The sequence below is a fragment of the Leclercia adecarboxylata genome (assembly GCF_006171285.1).
GTDB classification, from domain to species: domain Bacteria; phylum Pseudomonadota; class Gammaproteobacteria; order Enterobacterales; family Enterobacteriaceae; genus Enterobacter; species Enterobacter barmai.
Genome location: NZ_CP040889.1, coordinates 2,645,784 through 2,662,012, shown reverse-complemented (window position 1 = coordinate 2,662,012; position 16,229 = coordinate 2,645,784). Strand labels below are relative to the sequence as shown.

17 protein-coding genes and 1 pseudogene are annotated in these 16,229 nt (G+C 55.3%); 5 read left to right on the top strand and 13 right to left on the bottom strand.

All coding sequences use genetic code 11. The features are described 5' to 3' along the window. Positions 1 to 59 precede the first annotated feature (59 nt). The 3 genes from foxA to FHN83_RS14500 all read right to left on the bottom strand — a co-directional run bounded on the left by foxA (position 60) and on the right by FHN83_RS14500 (position 3,640). Positions 60 to 2,168: a ferrioxamine B receptor FoxA gene (gene foxA / locus FHN83_RS14510; protein ID WP_139564172.1), complete on the bottom strand. Its 2,109-nt coding sequence runs from the start codon at positions 2,166 to 2,168 to the stop codon at positions 60 to 62. 120 nt (positions 2,169 to 2,288) lie between these two features. Then, positions 2,289 to 3,269 carry a helix-turn-helix domain-containing protein gene (locus FHN83_RS14505; protein WP_255296386.1) on the bottom strand — a complete coding sequence of 327 codons (981 nt, stop codon included), beginning with the start codon at positions 3,267 to 3,269 and terminating at the stop codon, positions 2,289 to 2,291. A 137-nt stretch (positions 3,270 to 3,406) separates the two neighbouring features. Next, positions 3,407 to 3,640: a DUF2171 domain-containing protein gene (locus tag FHN83_RS14500; RefSeq protein WP_039030547.1), complete on the bottom strand. Its 234-nt coding sequence runs from the start codon at positions 3,638 to 3,640 to the stop codon at positions 3,407 to 3,409. Between the two features lie 210 nt (positions 3,641 to 3,850). On the opposite strand from FHN83_RS14500, the gene FHN83_RS14495 reads away from it, so the two are divergent. Continuing rightward, complete coding sequence (locus tag FHN83_RS14495; protein ID WP_039030548.1) at positions 3,851 to 4,036, top strand: DUF2767 family protein; 186 nt, start codon at positions 3,851 to 3,853, stop codon at positions 4,034 to 4,036. 71 nt (positions 4,037 to 4,107) lie between these two features. Here the strand turns inward: FHN83_RS14495 and FHN83_RS14490 are convergent, their stop codons facing one another. From FHN83_RS14490 to FHN83_RS14450, 9 genes and pseudogenes are all read right to left on the bottom strand, one after another. Further along, on the bottom strand, positions 4,108 to 4,776 hold the full coding sequence (locus FHN83_RS14490) for an OmpA/MotB family protein (protein ID WP_139564170.1): 669 nt from the start codon (positions 4,774 to 4,776) through the stop codon (positions 4,108 to 4,110). 8 nt (positions 4,777 to 4,784) lie between these two features. Beyond that, entirely contained in the window at positions 4,785 to 6,419 is a 1,635-nt protein-coding gene (locus tag FHN83_RS14485) for a hypothetical protein (RefSeq protein WP_139564168.1), read from the bottom strand. Next, a complete protein-coding gene (locus FHN83_RS14480) occupies positions 6,416 to 7,564 on the bottom strand; it encodes a hypothetical protein (protein WP_255296385.1) in 1,149 nt (382 codons plus the stop codon). The genes FHN83_RS14485 and FHN83_RS14480 overlap by 4 nt, the downstream gene beginning before the upstream one ends. 127 nt (positions 7,565 to 7,691) lie before the next feature. Then, a complete protein-coding gene (locus tag FHN83_RS14475) occupies positions 7,692 to 8,624 on the bottom strand; it encodes an ATP-binding protein (protein WP_139564166.1) in 933 nt (310 codons plus the stop codon). A 229-nt stretch (positions 8,625 to 8,853) separates the two neighbouring features. Then, positions 8,854 to 9,738, bottom strand: a complete 885-nt coding sequence (locus tag FHN83_RS14470; RefSeq protein WP_139564164.1) for a hypothetical protein — start codon at positions 9,736 to 9,738, stop codon at positions 8,854 to 8,856. Continuing rightward, positions 9,735 to 10,154: a ubiquinol-cytochrome C chaperone family protein gene (locus tag FHN83_RS14465; protein ID WP_255296384.1), complete on the bottom strand. Its 420-nt coding sequence runs from the start codon at positions 10,152 to 10,154 to the stop codon at positions 9,735 to 9,737. Before FHN83_RS14465 ends, FHN83_RS14470 begins: the two co-directional genes overlap by 4 nt. A 73-nt stretch (positions 10,155 to 10,227) precedes the next feature. Beyond that, a pseudogene (locus FHN83_RS14460) lies at positions 10,228 to 11,143 on the bottom strand (IS5-like element ISEc35 family transposase). A 21-nt stretch (positions 11,144 to 11,164) separates the two neighbouring features. Beyond that, positions 11,165 to 11,530, bottom strand: a complete 366-nt coding sequence (locus FHN83_RS14455) for a DUF3944 domain-containing protein (RefSeq protein ID WP_255296383.1) — start codon at positions 11,528 to 11,530, stop codon at positions 11,165 to 11,167. Positions 11,531 to 11,756: 226 nt separating this feature from the next. Beyond that, positions 11,757 to 12,878, bottom strand: coding sequence for a cupin domain-containing protein (locus tag FHN83_RS14450; protein ID WP_139564163.1), 1,122 nt, complete (start codon positions 12,876 to 12,878; stop codon positions 11,757 to 11,759). 208 nt (positions 12,879 to 13,086) lie between these two features. On the opposite strand from FHN83_RS14450, the gene FHN83_RS14445 reads away from it, so the two are divergent. Continuing rightward, positions 13,087 to 13,383: an SH3 domain-containing protein gene (locus FHN83_RS14445; RefSeq protein ID WP_138370167.1), complete on the top strand. Its 297-nt coding sequence runs from the start codon at positions 13,087 to 13,089 to the stop codon at positions 13,381 to 13,383. On the opposite strand, the gene FHN83_RS14440 is transcribed toward FHN83_RS14445, so the two are convergent. Continuing rightward, the gene (locus FHN83_RS14440; protein WP_139564161.1) at positions 13,380 to 14,150 is read right to left on the bottom strand and encodes a DeoR/GlpR family DNA-binding transcription regulator; all 771 of its coding nucleotides are present in this window, start codon (positions 14,148 to 14,150) and stop codon (positions 13,380 to 13,382) included. The genes FHN83_RS14445 and FHN83_RS14440 overlap by 4 nt on opposite strands. Positions 14,151 to 14,247: 97 nt before the next feature. On the opposite strand from FHN83_RS14440, the gene FHN83_RS28235 reads away from it, so the two are divergent. Genes FHN83_RS28235 through FHN83_RS14430 form a run of 3 tightly spaced genes read left to right on the top strand, consistent with a single transcriptional unit; the run spans position 14,248 to position 15,948 of the window. Next, complete coding sequence (locus tag FHN83_RS28235; RefSeq protein WP_176556496.1) at positions 14,248 to 14,406, top strand: hypothetical protein; 159 nt, start codon at positions 14,248 to 14,250, stop codon at positions 14,404 to 14,406. Continuing rightward, on the top strand, positions 14,403 to 15,560 hold the full coding sequence (locus FHN83_RS14435; protein WP_139564159.1) for an MFS transporter: 1,158 nt from the start codon (positions 14,403 to 14,405) through the stop codon (positions 15,558 to 15,560). The genes FHN83_RS28235 and FHN83_RS14435 overlap by 4 nt, the downstream gene beginning before the upstream one ends. A 1-nt stretch (position 15,561) precedes the next feature. Beyond that, positions 15,562 to 15,948: a VOC family protein gene (locus FHN83_RS14430; protein ID WP_139564158.1), complete on the top strand. Its 387-nt coding sequence runs from the start codon at positions 15,562 to 15,564 to the stop codon at positions 15,946 to 15,948. The last annotated feature ends 281 nt before the right edge of the window (positions 15,949 to 16,229 follow it).

Below are 16,229 nucleotides of genomic sequence, written 5' to 3'. Positions count from 1 at the left end.
AAGGGGAGAGGGAAAAAACCGTAGGCCCGGTAAGCGCAGCGCCACCGGGCAGTTTTACATCAGAACTTCCACGACACGCTGCCGACAATGCTGCGCTCGGCACCAAAGTAGCAGTAGGAGAGCGAGTTACAGGCCGCGACGTAGCTTTCGTCCGTCAGGTTGTTGACGTTCAACTGCGCGCTCACCCCGGTCAGCCCCACCTTCGACAGGTCATAGCCCACCGCCAGATCCACCAGCGTGTAGGACGGCAGCGTATGGGTGTTCATGCGATCGCTGGTCACGCCATTAACGTAACGCACGCCGGAGCCCACCGTCAGGCCATCGAGCGGCCCGGTTTTGACGTCATAGCTCAGCCAGCCGCTGGCCATATTGCGCGGGGCATAGACCGCACGCTTGCCCTCTTCCTCCGGGCTGCTCTTCTTGTAGCGGATGTCGGTATAGGTGTACGCCGCCTGCAGGCGCAGGCTGTCGGTTAGCTGCCCTACCGCTTCCAGCTCCACCCCTTCGGATTCGATCTCACCGATAGAGCGGTACGGATCGGTCGGCTCCTCTTTGGTGGCGATGTTTTTCTGGTTGATGCGGAACACCGAGGCGCTGAACTGGCTGTTCATCCCCTCCGGCTCAAACTTCACGCCCGCTTCCCACTGCTTGCCTTTCATCGGATCCAGCAGATCGCCGTTGGCATCGGCAAAGCTGGTCGGGGTGAAGGCGGTGGAGTAGCTGATGTACGGCGCGATCCCGTTATCAAACAGGTAGAGCAGCGCCGCACGGCTGCTGAAGTTGTTCTTGTCCAGATCGCTGCGGGTATCGTTCAGCTTGTCGATATTCGACACGCTCACCTGATCGTAGCGACCGCCCAGGGTCAGACGCCAGTTATCCAGCGAGAGCTGATCCTGCAGGTAGTAGCCGGTCTGACGCAGCTTGTGCTTCTCCTGGCTGTACATGGTGATGTAGTCCGGCTTCGCGCCATACACCGGGTGGAAGGCGTCGATCGGCGGGAAGCCGCCGTAGTAGCCGGTAGTATTGTTGCTGCGATCCTGGTAATCGAGGCCAATCAGCACGCGGTGGTTCACCGCCCAGGTGTCAAAGCTGCCGTCGACCTGGTTGTCGATGGTGATGGCATCCATCTTCTCGTCAGAGCCGGAGTAACCGCGGTTAAGTTCGGTATCGTTCAGCCAGCCTGCGGCATAGACCTGGTTCAGCTCCACTTTGGTGTGCAGATAGCGCAGCTTCTGGCGCACCGACCAGCCGCTGTCAAACATGTGCTCGATGTTGTAGCCGACCATCTCCTCGCGACGATCGTACTTGTCGTAGTCGTCCTCGCCCTCAAAGAAGGTGTTGGAGATCATCTTCCCGTTGTGCGGCACCACGGTGCCGTCGTATGGCAGGCCGGAGTGGCTGCCGCCCTCGGGATCGCGGTGCAGATAGGCCATCAGATCCAGACGGGTGTTATCGGTGATGCGCCAGGTCAGGCTTGGCATCAGAGCGTAACGCTCCTCTTTCAGCGGATCGAACTGAGAGTCGGCGTAGCGGGTCATGCCGCTCAGACGGGCCGCCACGCGGTCGTTGTCGTCCAGCGCGCCGGTGACGTCAAACATCGCCCCGCGCTGATCGTTATTCCCGGCGAAGAGCTTGATCTCACCGCCCGGATCGAACGAGGGTTTGCGCGAGGTGAGCGCCACGATCCCGCCCGGCGACGAGCGGCCATACAGCACCGAGGCCGGGCCGCGCACCACTTCGATATTTTCCAGGAACCAGGGATCAACCACCAGCGAGCTGTGGGAGTTGGTGTCGCCCATCATCTTCAGGCCGTCGAGATAGACGTTGTCCAGGCTGCCGTCGGAGAAGCCGCGCAGCACGATGTAGTCAAAGCGGTTCGAGGCACCAATCTGGTTGCTGTAGACGCCAGGCGTGTAGCTCACCGCCTGGCGAACGCTGGTGGCGCCCTGCTCTTCAAACTGCTCGCGGGTCACAATCGACACCGCCTGCGGGGTCTCGATATCCGGCGTCTCCAGCTTGGTCGCGCCGCTCTGCATCTGCGAGGTCACCACAACTGTTTCCGTTTTCGGCGTATCCTGCGCCATCAGGGGAAGCGCGACGCTCCCGGTTACCCATCCCACCAGCAGTGCCAGCCGCGATTTAGCGAACATGAAAATCTCCAGAGCTATTTCTAATTATTAATGAGAATTATTACCTTTTTCATTTAGAAGATAGCTATGCGCGCTGCCAGAGAACGTATGCGCAATGCCAAACCGCACGAATGGCGTTGGCGATTAGAGAAAAGCGGATTAGCAGCCTTTGCGGACCGCGCCGGGGCAGATACCGTAGCGACGGCGAAACGCGGTGGCAAAGTTGGTGGCGTGCTGATAGCCGGACATCCAGGCCGCCTGCTGCACGCTGTGGCCCTCCAGCAGATAGCGGCGCGCCAGCCCAAGGCGGCAGTCGCGCAGGTAGTCGAACACCGTACAGCCGTAGGCCTGGCGGAACTTGCTGCGCAGGCTGCTGGGGCTCATCGCCGCCCGGGCCGCCAGCTGGGCGAGGCTGTACTCCTGCTCCGGAGCACTCTCCAGCAGGTGGCGGATCTGCTCCAGCCGGGCATGCTCCCCGCCGGACGCGCTTACCCGCGCCGCACCCTCCTGCTCGCGCAGATGCAGGCCGTGGCCCAGCAGCTGATACATCACCCCTTCCAGCAGCAGCTGGCGCGACAGGCTGCTCCGCTCCCGCTGGCGGGCGTGCTGGATCCCGGCCAGCACAAAGTCCGGCACCTGCCAGACAAAGGTCGGCGCGTTGAGCCTCTCCCACTGCTTAAGCAGAGAGGCGAGGAGCGTTTCCCGGCGGGCATCGTCGGGGTAGACACCAAAAGAGAGGGTTTTCAGGGCGATATCCGCATCATGACGGGCCGACATCGCCTGCTGTTCGCTCAGCCTGGCGCTGAAGGCCATGCCCGGACGAACCGCATAAACTTCGCCGCTGAGGGTCAGGGTCACGCAGCCTTCCAGCACCACCAGCACATACAGCGGGCTGCTGTGGCGGGAGGTGGTTTCATAGGGTTGCAGAACGCGCACATCGGAGTGGGTTAAGGAGATGCCGGACGGCAGGGTCATCTCTTCGACATCGCCGTGCAGAACCGGGCTGGTGCTGGCACAGGTATCCGTCAGCAGCGGAAAACGGTAGTCGATGCCGTAGCGCTCGCCGAAGACCTTAAAGTCAGCAACGGAAAAGGTCTTTTTCGTTGTGGGGGTCGTTTGAGGGAGCATTGTGTTGGACATACCTGCGCCTGGAGAAGCATATTAAAAATAAAACAGTATCACTCCTTTAACGCGGCGGCAATGCAGGCTAATTTAATAAATATAAAGCTCCAACATATTGTCGGAGCTTAAATATGTTTACGTTGCGGCTTCGATTATCAGGCTTCTTGCCAGCCGGCAAAGACCTCTTTATGGTTTTTAGTCAGCACCACATTATTGCCGTCAATTTTATCGACCCACTCCAGCGGAATATAATGGTGTTTGCCGCCGGATTCAGAATCATTTTTTGCCAGCTTAATACGTTCACCGTCGAGATGGTCAACCGTGCCGACGTGGGTACCGCAGCTAGCCATTACCTGAGCATGGTCCTTGATTTCACTCTTGTTTACCATAATTAATTCTCCTCATTAGGTTTCCACGGGTTGTTGCACGAAACTAACTGTAGTCCATAAATAACGTTTCTACCGCTTCATTAGCATTTCGAAACATTATTTCCCGAAGCGTTTAAGGGTCTGGCGAAATATATAAGAATAAACTGAGAATATTATAGGGTGGCGATTATGCCTCATAATTAAAGTCACGCACTCAACACGGAGGCATATATGGTAGAAGCGAATCGCACCGAAATATCCCTGGCTCTTGGTGAAGCGGTTTTAGATGTCGTACAAAAAGGCCAGGAGGTGTCGAGAGAGAATCTGGCACGGGCCATGAAAACGAAAGCGGAGCGAGAGAAAGATGACGAGCGCCTTCTTGATTACTGGAAAGCCTGTCACATCCTCGCAGCGTAAGTCAGGCGGCGCGGGGTTTGTGTCCCGCGCCGTCTTTACGGTCCCTCGCAATCCATAAGGCTGGCGATGGTTTACAGACTGGTATCCTGCTCCTGACGCGCAGACGCATGCGTCAGGAACTGCACTTCAACCCGACGGTTGCGCTCATCTTCCGGCGAGATCCCTTTCAGAGGCTGGGAATCGCCAAAACCGGCCACAATGACCCGATGCGACTGTTGGTCATTGAGGTTAGCTATCAGGAGCTTACGTGCTTCACGTGCCCGGGCAGCTGACAGCGTGTAGTTGTCGTCATACACCGTGCAAAAACGGGCGTAATCCACTACCGGGTTATTCACACCGAGATTATCAGTATGGCCTTCCACAAAGACCTGCGTATTGGTTGAACCGCTAACGAACTCCTGAATCCGTGGTGCCAGTCTTGCCAGAGCATCTCTGGCCTGATCGGTAATGCAGGCGCTGCCGCGGGCAAAAATTTTATCACGCAGGGTGATTTTACCGGTGCCGATATCAAACCCCACCAGCGCCGCATCGCCCTTATCTTCCATCTCCTTTTGCATACTGTGCATCATGGCGTTCAGCTTTTGCTGAGCAGCCGCCTGGCCGCTATTTTTTTCCTGCTCGCGTTTCACTTCAGCCACTTTGTTTTGCAGCACCGATAACACCAGCATCAGCATCACCACAGCCATAACGCCTGCCATCAGATCGGAAATGGATATCCACTCATTCGGTTTTTCTTTCATAAAATATATCAGGCCTCAGCGCGTTCGGACTCAAGGAGCCCTCTGTAATACTGAGCATCAGTGGCCAGCGTGCTCATATTGCGGTTGATATCCATGAGAGAGCGGACGATCGTGCTGCGTTCGTCGGCCGACTGCTGTGCTGAAATCTGCTTATCGATGCGCGCGCACAGCTCAGTAACGTTTGTGGTGATGTGCTCAATGGTTGCAGGCAGCGTCCCCAGTAGATCAAAGGCCTCGCTGAAGCGTTTGATGTAGTACTCCATCTTGCGGTTACCTTCTGACACCGCCGCCAGGCCACCGGTGATCTCCTTCGTGACGCGCTCGATGTAGGTGGTCATCGAGGTGACCTTCTCATTCAACGTATCACTGGTTTCGGTGAATCCATACATCACCTTACGCTGAATATCGGCCGCTTTTTCGGTCGTCTCTTTCACCGTAGTCATGGTGGAGTGGATCTGTGACGACATGTTGTTGACCGATTCGCTGATCTGCGATGTCGCTGACTCCAGCTTGTCGGCCATCTGGACCATGTTGCCGCTGAATGACTCATCCATACTGGTGATGGCGTTGTTCAGAGAAATTTCAATCTGATTCATGGTAGTACTGAGCTGGCTGGTAGAATCCGCCAGCTTGTCACTCATTTGCTGCACGTTGCGGGTGAAGTCGGCATTCATGTCATTCACCACCTGCGACAGCTCACGCTTAATCTCGGTCATCACATCACCAAGATCGCTGCCCAGCGTCGAGACCACCTTTTCAAGACTCACCGCCGAACCGGAAACCTGCTGCGAAGCCGCGCTCATGGTTGCGGCCGCTTGTTGCAGTGCCGCCAGGTTCTCTTCACTGTTACGGGTGTAGGTTTCGAGCAGATTACGCGACTGGTTGTTGATCTCCGCAATCTCGTTCAATGCTGCGAGATGGTACTGATGGCGCTGTGCTTCCTGCTCTTCACTGCGTGCCGCCTGCTGGCGGAACTCTTCGCGCAGAGCGGTCGTTTGCAGTGCCATCGCCTCAACCAGACGCTCAGTTGCCGCGTTACGTCCGGCTTCTCGCAGCTGCTGACGGGAGACATTTTCCGCGGTCTGCAATGCATGTTCTTCAGTCAGCGTCTGTTGAAGTTTGGTCATACACCAGTTCAGACGGCGCTCTTCATAGCCATTTTTCGACTCCCAGATTTTGAGCACGATAAAGGCGATGATCCCCCAGGTGGAGGTTTTAAATTTCGTCCCGAGTCCTTGCATCATCTCCATCAGATCGCGCATTGAGGAATCCATCGCCCCGATACTGTTCCCGGAGTTATGCAAAATGCTTGAGGCTTTATCGAGCGCCAGCCCCAGCCCGAGGAACGTCCCCAGCAGGCCGAGGATCAACAGCATACCTGGCATGATAGCGGCCATTTTCTCGGCTTTGGTCGCCAGCGACTGGCTCAGCTCAGCGGCCGAACCCATTTCAGCGCTCATCCCCGGCTGCGCCGCCTGTAACCCACTTCGCTCCCAGGCCTGCTGCCAGTATGACTCCTGAGCATAACGTCTGACATTCAGCCAGGTATACAGTACGGCCAGCAGCATAACGGCAAAAAAGCCCAACTGCAGCGCATCGAAGCCAGGAATTAAAAAGTGACCAATCTCAATTAACAGATTCATGCCATCACCTCAACCAGCAGACCCGTTTCGGTACGTTTCTGGCAATCAGCGCCAAAGATATTGGCAAAATCGGTGATCAGGCTTTGTTCACTTAGCGAAAGTGAGGACCAGGCACGATCGTTCTGTGAGCAGTCGATCAGTAATGCGCCGACGGTAGCGCCCTGATCGAGCAGGTATTCTTTCCCTTCAGCAATCAGCTGCTGTTCATCTTTTTCCAGCATCTGCAGGAATCCTTCCGCCGCGTTCACATAGCTGCGACGCGCCTGCAGATCGTCACCTAATTGCTCCAGATCTACCGTGTCACGCGGCAGCGTGATTTTCAGATCGTTCAGGGCGCTCACTTCCGCAGGTTCCAGCTCCTCATATTTCTGTGCGCGAACCAGACGCTTATGCAGCAGTTGATCTTTTGCAAGGGCGCTGTTTTTCTTCTCCCACTCCTCTTCCAACAGCTGACGACTTTTCTCCCAGGCAATGATCATCTCTTCAAATACAAACGGGATAATCGGCTTGCCAAACTGGCGCTGAGTCAGTTCATCCAGGCGCATCGTGTCTGCGTCGCTGAACTCCGCATCCTGCTGGATCAGCGCGTTTGCCGCGTAAACCATAAAATGCATATCGGCATCAATATCGCTGATGGTATTAACGGCCTGCATACGGGTTTCATAGAAGGCCAGCAGCTTTTGCACCGCACGCAAACGCAGGAAATATTCGAAATCCTGCAGGGTGTCGCGTTTTACGGCGATGTTTACTTCCGCTTTGGCAATCAGGTAGTTATTCACGATGGAGAATGCCGATACCGCCTCTTTCTCTTCTCCGTTTAGTTCGCGTTCGGCTTCTGCCATCGCCTGCGCGTGACGACGCGCCTCTGCCAGTTCTTCCTCCTCCATCTGCTTCTGACGAGCGTCTTTGCACCAGTTAATGACCCACTCAAGCGCTTTTTGCAGCTTTTTCACCAGCGGTTGTTTATCGAGTTTTTCCAGCCACGCCAGGGCACGATCCAGCCCGACCAGCGCTGCTTTCACCCATGGATGGCCGATAAATCCGCCTAACACCTGGAGGATCTTTCGCCCGGTGGCGATATGAGGCTTAATGCGCTGCCACATCTGGCTGACTTTTCCGATGAAGCCTTCCGCTTTCTCTGCCATAAAATTGATCGCTCTACCGGCGACTTCTTTGGCTTTACTGACTACTGAAGAAACAGCACTGCTAAATGAAGACACGACAGAAGAAGCGAAAGAACCAATACTACTCCAGAAACCCATGACTAAATCCTTAGCTCAAACCGAGCATTTTTTTTGCTGTGTTAATGTGGGGAGGAATGGATGAGGACGCGTCTGAAATCGCGCCGTAGGCATCACGAATTTGCGTTAACGCGCTTTCGATATGCTTCAGCGTAAGTTGTTGTTCTGATTCCAGTACGGCCTTAGGCAATGCCAGACGCATAGCATTACGGATATCACGGCCAGACAAGCCTTCCGAGAGCGACGCGGCCTGTTCCAGCATGGTTTCCCGCGCTTCAGCAAGCGGGATAGCAGAGACGAACAGTTTCGCCCAAATGCGAAAACGTTCGTCGTCAGCAGGTAACGTGAAACCAATATGATGAGTGATGCGACTCAGGAAGGCGCTGTCGTAGTTTTTGACAAAGTTTGTGGCGAAGATGACGATACCGGTATGTTTTTCCAGTTCGATTAGCAAAGTCGATCGCATCGCATTCACTTCGTTATCGATCCCCTGGGTGACAGAGGAGAGACGTTTTCCCAACAAGGTGTCAGCTTCATCGAAGAATAGCACTGCATTTTCATCAGTAGCCTGACGGAAAAGCGCAGCAATATTTTTGGAGGTCTCCCCCATAAATTTGCTTTCGAGATCGGCGATACTGACAGTCATGATATTACGTTGAAGACTCCCCGCCAGCGCTTCAGCCGTCAGGGTCTTCCCGGTACCCGGTGGACCAAAGAAGTTAAGCACAATGCCATTGCCAACCGGGTCGACGGCCGCAAATCCCCATTCAACATAGATTTTATGGAAATAGTCGATTTTAGCCCTGGCTTCATCAAGCTGGGCAATGACCTGTGCCGTCAGTGCCACATCACCTTCCAGCGTAAATCGCGGGGTAACGGCGGAAGTAAACGCTTTTTTTTCTTCGTTGGCAGGTGGTTTATCTAGCCCCTGCGTAAATTGCGGCCGGATACGTCCCAGGGACATTTATTACCTCATCATGGGCTATAACAAATTTAAATTAAGTTACGGGCGTCATAGGGTTAACGGCAGCCTCTAAAAAAACTACAGTTAATTTTTATAATGTATTCAGCAGAACTACCAATATTGGTCTATGGAGTAAAAAGTAGAAGAGAGGACTGACATATCGTGTCAGAACATACCGGCAGAATAAAAATTTGATCAATGCCCGGACTGTTTCCAGGCATTATTGGGATCAGGCTTTCAGGGTGAGCGGTGCGAAAGAAACCAGTTCCTGCAACAACAGAGCGTTATCTTCCGATTTGAATAACAGGCGTAGATCCTCCTGTTTACGGGTAAATGCCAGCGCCTGCGGGTCGGCGCGCCCGCTGATACTATCCTTCACTTTGCCATTACACCATTGACGGTAATGTTCCAGCGTGGCGGCATAACGTCGCGAATTTTCACGCATCAGATGTTCAGCCAGCCTGAATTTCCCGTACCGGTCACAAAGCTGGCTTTCGATATAGATAGCCTTTGGCATTAGATCGAGCATGATGTTAATAAAATCCAGAACCTGATCTAAATGTCTGTCGCTGAGCTTACCAGCATAGGAGAGTAAGTTATCAATAAAAGAGAGAACCTCATTCCTCTCATTCCCCATCTGAGCGATAAGCGTTGCCGCAACGTCATGGGTTTCTTCTGCCACTCTTCTATCCAGTAACATCACCCGTGCAGACTCAACAACGCCATAATAGCGCGACAATTTTCCCATATAGAAAATGACGTTCTGGGCATGAACATCTTCTGAGATAAGGTCCATGCTTTGCTGCAACTTATCAATTTTTTGCGCCAGATACATGGTCTGCATAACCATCGCGCCCACAATGACGCCTGTTGATAAGCCCACCGCCGCCAGCTGCATGCTTTGCGCCATTTGCATCAACTGCTTGATTTCTCCGATAGAAGCGGTATCAAGCACCACCTCTTTTAGAGGAAGGTGCTGAGCGATACCGCTTTTTCCGGACAGGGAATGCCAATATGCGACACCATCCCGAATGACGGCATGCCCTGTTTCCAGAGCACTTTTCACTTCCTTATATACGTTGACCCAGTCAATGGTCAGTAAGGTCTCTTTCAAAAGAAATCCTCCTTTTTACTGAGCATTTGCTGACGCATTGCAGCAATTTGTACGACTGCGGGCAACGTCACACGAAACGCAGGACCACTGATTGCAGGGATAGTGAGTAAGGCTGTGATTGCCATGCCTACCGGGCCGGTAAAGATGCCAATCATTCGCGCAAGGCCAGCGTTCGCGGCGAACGTTAACCCTTTGCCGAGGATCGCTTTAGCTACGGCATTGGCCACAATCATCGCCACCTGATAAGACATAAAACCGCCCATACGAATAGACGTAATGATCGCAGTGAGCGCAGCGCTACTGGCAAGGTTGCCATCTATTTTGAATTGATTACGGATATTCCTGCGCTCATCCTCATTCATTTTTTCCCAGGAATCTGTGAACAATTTAGCCAGCAATGCCTGCTCAATATCCACGACGTCTACAGAGAAATGGCCTTGTTGATCAAATCCAAAGTCGGATACTCGCTCCCCAACCCGCCGGGCGGGCTTAGTTGACGGCCTGCCGAATGGGCATACCAAGCCCTATGACCTTGTTCATGACTTTTACCCCAGCCAGGATCTCACCCACCTGGGCGTTGTAGCTCCGCAGACTCAGTTTCGGACCGATGAGCTGCTTGAAGCGATACATGGCGGTCTCAGCTATCGAGCGCTGATGATAGCCAGAGTCCTTTTTCCATTGCTCCAGCTCTCCTGCCTTGAGCGCGGCAACCGCCTCGTTGCGTGGATGGCCTGTCTTCCAGAATGCCGCATTTTTTCTCGGCGGTATGGTGGCCTTGGCGCCCTTCTTTTGTAGTAGGGCATAACAGGCTTTGGTGTCATAGGCACCATCGGCGCTGACTTGTTCTATCTTGCGGCGCAAGGGGTTGAGCAGCGTGGGCAGCACCTCGTTATCGCCCACCGTTTCCAGGCTGACTTCGGCTGCGACGATGGCATGGGTCGCCGCATCTACGGCCAGGTGAAGCTTGCGCCAGACGCGGCGTTTCTCCTTGCCGTGCTTGCGAATTTTCCATTCGCCCTCGCCATAGACCTTGAGTCCGGTGGCATCGATGACCGTGAGCTACTGGGCCATGGCTCGGTAGGCGGTACTTGATTTCGACCGTCTTGGCGCGCTTGCTGATACAGCTGTAGTCCGGCGACTGTAAGGGCACATTCATCAGCTGGAACAGCGAGTTGATGAAGCCTTCCAAGGCACGCAGCGGTAGCTTGAATACCGCCTTGAGCATCAGCGCGGTTTCAATGGCGGAGTCGCTGTAATGGAAGCCTCGCCCTCGGCGGCCATGATGGGTCTGGCAATGCCACTGCTGGATGGCTTGCTCATCCATCCAGACGGTCAACGAACCACGTTGCACCAAGGCTTGGTTGTACTGTTTCCAGTTGCTGATCTTGTGCTTGGACTTGCCCATCTGGCGCTCCCGGTGGTGAACCTAAGAGATCAGATCACCAAACTGCGGGATAGTTCCCTGATTTGAGCAACAACGCCCAGAGAAATCGGTTTTAACAGATAATTTTTTGCACACATCGATAAGGATTTCTTTATAAACAACGCCATTCCCGCGGAAGAGATTAACAAAAGTATCCCCGCCAAAATGCTGCAACTCAGCCGCAATAAGCTGCCAGACCTGTTTATAATCTTTGCCTGCTTCCTGAAAAGCCTTATCTCCCGTTAATGATTCGGTGTAACGCGTCGAGCCGTCTTTATCCTTAGTAAGATAATTCACTAATACTTCCAGCATCTCATTATCCGAGTAGCGGAGCAGTTCCAGATCTTTATCTGTTCTGAATTTTCCCATTATTCTTTACCATCCGAATGCTGTTTTCATTTTTTATTGCGTAATTTGTTTTAAATCTGGTGCCCTGATAAGGGTTAACGGCATCTGCACCAAAAACTACAATGAAATTCCTTAGATTTTGCGAGGGATGAGAATAACCGCACAGGATGACAGAAAGTGTCAGTTGCTAACGGGCAAAAAAAACGGCCTTTGCAGTTAGCAAAAGCCGTATGTTTTAGGTACAAAATCACTCGTCGAAGAACCAGTACCCCTGGTTAATCAGTCCGGTCAGCTCTTCCACAAATGCCGGGTTTTGCAGGGCAGCGCCCAGCTCCGCCTGGCCCAGCTCGGTGTAGCGGCACAGCGCATCTGCCGCGTTGGCATCCACCGTCTCCAGCAGTTCGCTGTTGATAAAGACGCTGCCGCCGACGTTCAGCACCCGCAGTCCGCTCAGGCGGGTCAGGGTTTCGCCGCCCGTCAGCGCGTCGAGCACTTCTTCTGGTGAGTACTCTGGTTCCGCCGGGGCGATATCCAGCTCGTGACGCGGCGTGGAGATGAAGCTGCCAAACCACTGCTTAAAGTCTTCCGGCTTGCTGATCATGTCGATCATCATCTTGCGCAGACGCTCCAGCTCGTAAGCCTCCACCCGGCCCGGATGCTCGCGGCAGGTGAGATCCGGATCGCTGTAGTGCTCGCCGCCCAGATCGTTTTCCAGCGCGTAGTCGGCAAAGCTGCTGATCAGATCCCGGCCGTTTGGCCCACGGAAGCCGACGGAGTAGGTGAGCGCCGTCTCATGGGTAAAGCCGTCGTGCGGGAATCCAGGCGGAATGTAGAGGATATCCCCCGGGGCCAGATCTTCATCGATGATCGGCTCAAAGGGATCGACATGCAGCAGCGCCGGATGCGGACAGAACTGACGCATCGGCAGCTTGTCACCCACGCGCCAGCGACGGTTGCCCATCCCCTGGATGATAAACACATCGTACTGATCGATATGCGGGCCCACGCCGCCGCCCGGCACCGAGAAGGAGATCATCAGATCGTCCAGACGCCAGTCCGGCAGCACGCGGAACGGACGCACCAGCTCGGCGGCAGGCGCGTGCCAGTGGTTTACCGCCTGCGCCAGCAGCGACCAGCCGGTTTCGCCTAAGCCCTCGAAGTGCTCGAACGGACCATTGCTGGCCTGCCATTTGCCCTCTTTATGGCTGACCAGGCGACTGTCCACTTCCGGCTCCATCGCCAGCCCTGCCAGCTCATCCGGGCTGATTGGATCGATAAAATTCGGCAGTGCGTTCTTTAAGACAACGGGTTTCTTTTGCCAGTATTTTTCTAAAAATTCCGGCCAGTTCAGGTTGAGTTGATACGCCATGGTTAGCACCAGTTAAAAAGACAAACGGGTGTGATTATAGGAAGAGGCGGCAGCGTGCTGCCTTGTCGTGGGTCAAGCAGGGATGAAAACCTACCGCATTCAGCCATTCGTATGACACAGCCTGTCAGTTTCACGCTTTATCGTGAGCGCGAGTTACAGAGCGACTTATATCGTTAATCACTAAGAGCGTATTGTTATGAGGCGTGCCATGAGCCCATTCATTGAACTTCCGGTTTCCGCCAGCGTGAAGACCCTGATGGCGGTCTATACCCGTAAGGAGAGCCCGTCCGTTTACTCCCCGGTGGCCGGTGAACTGCCCGAGGGGAGCCTGGTGCGCATCCAGGCGGCGGTGCTGGGCGATGCGGTGCAGGGCAATCCGCACTGGTACCGGATTGATGATGAGACGTTTATCTGGGCGGGTGCCTGCACCCGCGTCGAGCCCTACCCCGAGTTTCCGCCGGTAACCCGCGTTAACTGGAAGGCGGTGGTATTTGAGGTGCGTTAGGCGCTGATCACCCGCACATCCTGCGCCGCGAACGCTTCGATCACTTCACCATCCATATCGGCTTCCACCACCAGCACGTCGATTTCGCTGCTTTTCGCGACCACAAAGCGCGCCACGCCGGGGATTTTGTCGGTGGTGAGCGCCACGATGGTCTGGCTGCTCTGGCTAATCACCGCTTTCTTGAACTCGCAGTCGGCAAAGTCGAACCCGGTCAGCCCCATGCCGGGATCCATCGCACAGCCACCGATAAACGCCTGATCGAAGATAATCCCCTGGATCTGGCTGGCCGCCGTGGTCCCCACCGCACCGCCAGACGAACGCTGGATCTGCCCGCCGGTGATGATCACCTCGCACAGCGGATGACGCAGCAGCTCGGCGGCGATGGCCGGAGAGTTGGTCACCACGGTAACGGCCAGATCTGACGGCAGCGCCTTCGCCAGGGCGAGGTTGGTTGTGCCGGTATCAATAAAAATGCAGCTATCGGCTTTGATTAGCGTTGCCGCTTTCTGCGCGATCGTGATTTTTTTTGCGTGGTTTTTCTGCTCGCGGCTGATGAAATTTCCGGCATCCGCCAACTGCAGCACCGCCCCACCGTAGACCTTCTTACAGATCCCTTCTTTACTAAGCTCATGTAAATCCCGGCGAATGGTGTGTTCCGACACCTGCATCCGGGTCGCCAGTTCGGCGCATACCACCCGGCCATTTTCCTGCAGGATCTGGCGGATCAGATCTTGTCGTTGTTCCGGGAAAGCTGCATAATCGAGCATAAATTATCTTCTCTGGATTTGAATCGAGCAACAACGTGCATAATGTTGCATGACGACGGGCTCTGTCAATTCCTGTCACCCTCATGGGAGCGTCACGATGAAGCGCTATGATGATTACCACCAGCAGGTACCCGCCACGAAACCGCACGACGGCTTCCTGTTTGAACCTGTGAACACACGCGCTCGTGCCGGGGAAAAGGTGCAGCAAAAGAGCGCGGCCTCCCCGTTACTGAAACCTTATAAGGATGTGAAATGACCTCTCAGACCACCGGAGCCGTCCAGCGGCTTGCCACCCGGATCGTCTTTTTTATTGCCGGTTACGTTACCGCCACCTGGGCGGTGCTAGTGCCTTACGCCAAAGCGAATACCGGCGTTAACGAGGCCACGCTCGGCTCGCTGCTGCTCTGTCTTGGGATGGGGGCGCTGATTGCGATGCCGCTCACCGGGATGCTCACCAGCCGCTACGGCTGCCGCCGGGTGATTATCACCGCGATGGCGATCGTCGTGCTCACCACCCCACTGCTTGCGATCATTCCCGATCCGCGCCTGCTCGCCGCTGCCCTGCTGCTGTTTGGCGTCGGAGTCGGGGTGACGGACTGCGCCATGAACATTCAGGCGATTATCGTCGAGCGCGACTCGCCAAAGCCGGTGATGTCCGGTTTCCACGGCATGTACAGCGTCGGTGGGATTGCCGGTGCCGGGGCGATGACCCTGCTGCTGACCCTCGGGGCCAGCGCCTTTGTCGCCTGCCTGGTTATCCTTCTCAGCGTGGTGATCCTGCTGGCCTTCAGCCTGAAAGGGCTGCTGCCCTGGGCCAATCCCGCATCCGGCCCGGCCTTCGCGGTGCCGCGCGGCGTGGTGCTGCTGATTGGCCTGATCTGCTTTGCGGTGTTTCTCGCCGAAGGCACGGTGCTGGACTGGAGCGCGGTATTCCTCACCGAGGTGCGCGGCGTGCCTGAATCGCTGGGCGGCCTCGGCTTCACCTGCTTCTCGATAGCGATGACCCTGTTCCGCTTAACCGGCGACAAACTGATCGCCCGCACCGGCCCCCTGCGCGCCGTGGTGGGTGGCGCGATCGTTGCCGCCGCAGGCTTTGCGCTGGTGACGTTTGTCCCGCAGTGGGAGCTGTCATTGCTGGGCTATGTGCTGGTGGGCGCCGGTTGCGCCAATATCGTGCCGGTGATGTTCTCCGCCGTTGGCCGCCAGACCCGCATGCCGCAGGCGGTTGCCGTCCCGGCCATCACCACGCTTGGCTATCTCGGCGTACTCGCCGGGCCCGCGATTATCGGTTACGTGGCCCACGCCACCTCGTTAACCCAGGCGTTTATGGTCATTATGGTGCTGATGCTGGTCGTCGCAGCGCTGTCCGTGACCGTCACCGCCTCTCAACCTGCCCGCAGCGAGGGATAAGATGAATATTGCACACGTCGCACTCTGGACCCGTAATCTGGACGCCCAAGTTCACTTCTGGCAGACCGTTTTTGGCGGCCAGAGTAACGAACGCTACCTCAGCAAAAATCGGCCGGGGTTTGAGTCGCACTTTATAACGCTTTCCGACGGGCCGACCATCGAGCTGATGACGGTGCCGGATCTGCCGGACAGCCCGTCGCACCCGGAGTTTGTCGGCTGGGCGCATATCGCCCTGAACGTCGGCAGCAAGGCGGATGTGGATCGGATGGCGGAGCAGGCGCGGGTGAGTAACACGCTCCTGAGCGCCCCACGAATGACGGGTGATGGTTATTATGAAGCGGTAATTGCGGACCCGGACGGGAACCGGATTGAGCTGGTGGGGGAGTGATCCACCGTGCCAATAAGGGAGCATCGCCGGGTGGCGGCTACGCCTTACCCGGCCTACAAAAGCCCCAGGCCCGGCAAGCAACGCGCCGCCGGGCGTTACCCAATCCGGGCACGGTGCGTAATAAAAAGCCGGGTGGCAGATCGACCATACCCCTCATCTTATTGACTACAATTCAACCATTTTTAACCTACGCTTACCCAATGTGAAAAGCGGTTTTGAAAACTCATCTACCGCATTCATACAGTTATCATATAGTTAAATGATAATGATAATGATAATTA

Bases quoted from the DNA above. Each gene is read 5' to 3' on its own strand.
- FHN83_RS14505 (WP_255296386.1), bottom strand. From the start codon at position 3,269: ATGTCCAACACAATGCTCCCTCAAACGACCCCCACAACGAAAAAGACC.
- FHN83_RS14500 (WP_039030547.1), bottom strand. From the start codon at position 3,640: ATGGTAAACAAGAGTGAAATCAAGGACCATGCTCAGGTAATGGCTAGC.
- FHN83_RS14495 (WP_039030548.1), top strand. From the start codon at position 3,851: ATGGTAGAAGCGAATCGCACCGAAATATCCCTGGCTCTTGGTGAAGCG.
- FHN83_RS14490 (WP_139564170.1), bottom strand. From the start codon at position 4,776: ATGAAAGAAAAACCGAATGAGTGGATATCCATTTCCGATCTGATGGCA.
- FHN83_RS14485 (WP_139564168.1), bottom strand. From the start codon at position 6,419: ATGAATCTGTTAATTGAGATTGGTCACTTTTTAATTCCTGGCTTCGAT.
- FHN83_RS14480 (WP_255296385.1), bottom strand. From the start codon at position 7,564: ATGGCAGAGAAAGCGGAAGGCTTCATCGGAAAAGTCAGCCAGATGTGG.
- FHN83_RS14475 (WP_139564166.1), bottom strand. From the start codon at position 8,624: ATGTCCCTGGGACGTATCCGGCCGCAATTTACGCAGGGGCTAGATAAA.
- FHN83_RS14455 (WP_255296383.1), bottom strand. From the start codon at position 11,530: ATGGGAAAATTCAGAACAGATAAAGATCTGGAACTGCTCCGCTACTCG.
- FHN83_RS14450 (WP_139564163.1), bottom strand. From the start codon at position 12,878: ATGGCGTATCAACTCAACCTGAACTGGCCGGAATTTTTAGAAAAATAC.
- FHN83_RS14445 (WP_138370167.1), top strand. From the start codon at position 13,087: ATGAGCCCATTCATTGAACTTCCGGTTTCCGCCAGCGTGAAGACCCTG.
- FHN83_RS14440 (WP_139564161.1), bottom strand. From the start codon at position 14,150: ATGCTCGATTATGCAGCTTTCCCGGAACAACGACAAGATCTGATCCGC.
- FHN83_RS28235 (WP_176556496.1), top strand. From the start codon at position 14,248: ATGAAGCGCTATGATGATTACCACCAGCAGGTACCCGCCACGAAACCG.
- FHN83_RS14435 (WP_139564159.1), top strand. From the start codon at position 14,403: ATGACCTCTCAGACCACCGGAGCCGTCCAGCGGCTTGCCACCCGGATC.
- FHN83_RS14430 (WP_139564158.1), top strand. From the start codon at position 15,562: ATGAATATTGCACACGTCGCACTCTGGACCCGTAATCTGGACGCCCAA.